Annotated in this window: 3 protein-coding genes; all 3 read right to left on the bottom strand. The window is 67.3% G+C overall.

Annotated features, from left to right (window positions below; genetic code table 11):
- The coding region (locus tag N878_RS14760) for a DEAD/DEAH box helicase (RefSeq protein WP_021444397.1) at positions 1–1,370 on the bottom strand (1,370 nt) is incomplete at its 3' end.
- A 188-nt stretch (positions 1,371–1,558) separates the two neighbouring features.
- The gene (locus tag N878_RS14755; RefSeq protein WP_021444396.1) at positions 1,559–2,317 is read right to left on the bottom strand and encodes an ABC transporter substrate-binding protein; all 759 of its coding nucleotides are present in this window, start codon (positions 2,315–2,317) and stop codon (positions 1,559–1,561) included.
- Between the two features lie 51 nt (positions 2,318–2,368).
- Entirely contained in the window at positions 2,369–3,742 is a 1,374-nt protein-coding gene (gene ppnN, locus N878_RS14750) for a nucleotide 5'-monophosphate nucleosidase PpnN (protein ID WP_021444395.1), read from the bottom strand.
- Between the last annotated feature and the right edge of the window lie 98 nt (positions 3,743–3,840).

The raw sequence follows: 3,840 nt of genomic DNA, 5'->3' as shown, positions 1-3,840 counted from the left end.
GCCTGGCTGCTGCCGCGCGGCGCCTGGCCGCGACGGTTCTGGCCCTGCTGCTGCGGCTTGCTCTTGTGCTCCTTGCCGCTGTCCTTGCCCTTGTCCTTGCGGCCGACGCCATGGCGCTCGCCCTTGGGCTTGTCGCCGCCCTGGGCGTTCTGCGCCTTGGGCTGCTTCTGCCCGCGCGGCTGGCGCGGTTCGCGGGTTTCCGGGCGCTCGGCCTCGACGGTGCTGGCATCGAAGCCCATCAGGTCGCCGTCGGGGATCTTCTGCTTGGTCATCCGCTCGATGCTCTTGAGCAGCTTCTCCTCGTCCGGCGCCACCAGCGAGATCGCCTCGCCGCTACGCCCGGCGCGGCCGGTGCGGCCGATGCGGTGCACGTAATCTTCCTCGACGTTGGGCAGCTCGAAGTTGACCACGTGCGGCAGTTGGTCGATATCCAGGCCGCGGGCGGCGATATCGGTGGCCACCAGGATGCGCACCTGGTTGGCCTTGAAGTCGGCCAGGGCCTTGGTGCGCGCGTTCTGGCTCTTGTTGCCGTGGATCGCGGCGGCCGGCAGGCCGTGCTTGTCGAGGTACTCGGCCAGGCGGTTGGCGCCGTGCTTGGTGCGGGTGAACACCAGCACCTGTTCCCAGGCGCCCTGGGTGATCAGGTGGGCGAGCAGGGCGCGCTTGTGGCTGGAGGGCAGATGGAACACGCGCTGTTCGATACGCTCGACCGTGGTGTTCGGCGGCGTCACCTCGATGCGCTCGGGGTTGTGCAGCAGCTTGCCGGCCAGGTCGGTGATGTCCTTGGAGAAGGTCGCCGAGAACAGCAGGTTCTGGCGCTGCGCCGGCAGCTTGGCCAGCACCTTCTTCACGTCGTGGATGAAGCCCATGTCGAGCATGCGGTCGGCTTCGTCGAGCACGAGGATTTCGACATGAGACAGGTCGATGGCTTTCTGATTGGCCAGGTCGAGCAGGCGACCGGGGCAGGCCACCAGCACGTCGACACCCTTGGCCAGGGCCTGGACCTGCGGGTTCATGCCAACGCCGCCGAAGATGCAGGCGCTGACGAATTTCAAATCGCGGGCATAGACCTTGAAGCTGTCATGCACCTGGGCGGCCAGTTCGCGAGTGGGGGTCAGCACCAGCACGCGCGGTTGTTTCGGGCCGTGACGTTGTTCGCGATCCGGATGACCGCCTGGAAACAGGCGTTCGAGGATCGGCAGGGCGAAACCGCCCGTCTTACCTGTACCCGTCTGGGCCGCCACCATGAGATCGCGACCTTGCAACACGGCGGGAATGGCCCGCTGTTGCACCGGAGTGGGCTGGGTGTAGCCGGCGGACTCGACCGCACGGACTAGAGCCTCGGAGAGACCGAGGGAGGCAAAGGACATGAGCAATCCTGTACTAAGTGAGGGCGTGGCCCTGGGGGTGTAGAGCCTGGCTTGAATCACGCGTGGGAAGCATGATCCCGTCCGGTACTGCTGGCCTCTGGGGGGCTAGCATCCGGGCGCAAGCCTGGCGGGAAGGCCCGAGTATAACAGAGCGAGCGGTTTGCGTAGTCACCAGCCTGTCGGTTGGTTCACGGCCTGGATGGTGTGGGGGCGGCGTAACGTGCCTGCAGGCGGGCGTAGGCGGGCTCGCGCTTGAAGCGGCGCAGTTCGCCGGCGAACTCGGCGGCCAGACGCTGCAGCGCCGGGTCGCGGCGCAGGGCCAGGTACAGGCGGTCGTGGCCGATGGGCTTGCGGTGGTAGTCGACCTGCTCCTGCAGGCCCAGCTGGGCGGTCAGGTAGAGGCCGGCGCGGCGGTCGTTGACCACCAGATCGACGCGCTGGCGCACCAGCTTGCCGAGGTTGGCCTCGTGGGTCGGCGCCTCTTCGCGGCTGAACAGCGGCGAGCTGCGAAAGGCCTCGTCGTTGTACCAGTAGCCCGGCGAGATGCCAATCACCAGGTCCTGCAGATCCTCCAGACGCCGGTAGGGATAGGGGCGTTTGCGGGCGAAGAACAGCACCAGCTCGACCTCGCTCAGCGTCTCGTCGACGAACAGCATCTGCGCCTCGCGCTCGGGCAGATGGAAGATGTCGAGGATGCCGTCGGCCTGGCCCTGCTCCAGCGCCAGCAGGCAGCGCTTCCAGGGCATGAACTGCAGCTCCAGCTCGACGCCCAGGCGGCGCAGCACCTCGCGGCTGATCTCGTAGTCGAGGCCGGCGGGCTGGTCGCCCTCCTGGTAGACGTAGGGCGCCCAGGCCTCGGTGACCAGGCGCAGCGTCTCGCCGCGAGCCTCGAAGGCGAGGCCGCACAGCAGGAGAATGGCGAGAATCTGGCGCTGGAATAATGGCATTGCGCCAGATTAACGATTTTGCCGGCGCCGCGAAAGCGCCGGCGGCGCGAGTCAGTCGACCACCCGGTAGCAGGGCTCATAGGCGCTGCCGCCCGGCAGCTTCATCCGGTGCTGCTCGACGAAGGCCTGCAGCAGGCGATCCAGCGGGCGCATGATGCTGGTCTCGCCACGGATCTCGTAGGGGCCGTGCTGCTCGATCAGGCGGATGCCGTTCTCCTTGACGTTGCCGGCGACTATGCCGGAGAAGGCGCGGCGCAGGTTGGCCGCCAGTTCGTGCAGCGGCTGCTGGCGGGTCAGCTTGAGTCCGGCCATGTTGGCGTGGGTCGGTTCGAACGGGCGCTGGAAGCTTTCGTCGATCTTCAGCAGCCAGTTGAAGTGGAAGGCGTCGTTGCGCTCGCGGCGGAACTGGCGCACCGCCTTGATCCCGGCAGCCATCTCGCGGGCCACCTCGGCGGGGTCGTTGAAGATCATCCGATAGCGCTGCTGGGCGGCTTCGCCGAGGGTCTCGCCGATGAACTCGTGCAGCTGCTGCAGATAGGTGGCGGCGGTCTTCGGCCCGGTGATGATCACCGGGAAGGGCAGGTCGCGGTTGTCCGGGTGGGTGAGGATGCCGAGCAGATAGAGCAGCTCTTCGGCGGTGCCGGCGCCGCCGGGGAAGATGATGATGCCGTGGCCGACGCGGACGAAGGCCTCCAGGCGCTTCTCGATGTCCGGCAGGATCACCAGTTCGTTGACGATGGGGTTGGGTGCCTCGGCGGCGATGATCCCCGGCTCGGTCAGGCCCAGATAGCGGCCGCCCAGGTTGCGCTGCTTGGCGTGGCTGATGGTGGCGCCCTTCATCGGCCCCTTCATCACCCCCGGGCCGCAGCCGGTGCAGATGTCCAGGCCGCGCAGGCCCAGCTCGTGGCCGACCTTCTTGGTGTACTTGTACTCGTCGGTGCTGATCGAGTGGCCGCCCCAGCACACCACCATCTTCGGCTCGACGCCGCTGCGCAGGGTGCGCGCATTGCGCAGCAGGTGGAAGACGTAGTCGGTGATGCCTTCGGAGCTGTCCAGGTCGATGCGCTTGTTCTCCAGCTCGCTCTGCGTGTAGACGATGTCGCGCAGGGCGCTGAACAGCATCTCGCGGGTGCTGGCGATCATCTCGCCGTCGACGAAGGCGTCCGCCGGGGCGTTGACCAGTTCCAGGCGGATGCCGCGATCCTGCTGGTGGATATGCACCTCGAAGTCCGGGTAGGCCTCGAGGATGGTCTTGGCGTTGTCGCTGTGCGAGCCGGTGTTGAGGATCGCCAGCGCGCACTGGCGGAACAGGCGGTAGACACTGCCGGAGCCGGTCTCGCGCAGCTGCTGCACTTCGCGCTGCGACAGGGTTTCCAGGCTGCCCTTGGGGCTGACGGAGGCGTTGATTCTCGGGCGTTTCTGCATGGCGGGGCGGTCCTTCGGAAAGCGGGGTGTGGCGCGCAAAGAGCGTCGTGGAGGCGCCGGCGAACGGCGCATCGCCGGCAAGCCGGCGCCCAGCAACG

It is taken from the genome of Pseudomonas sp. EGD-AK9, from assembly GCF_000465935.2.
Lineage (GTDB): Bacteria > Pseudomonadota > Gammaproteobacteria > Pseudomonadales > Pseudomonadaceae > Aquipseudomonas.
This window is presented reverse-complemented; position numbering and strand designations above follow the sequence as displayed.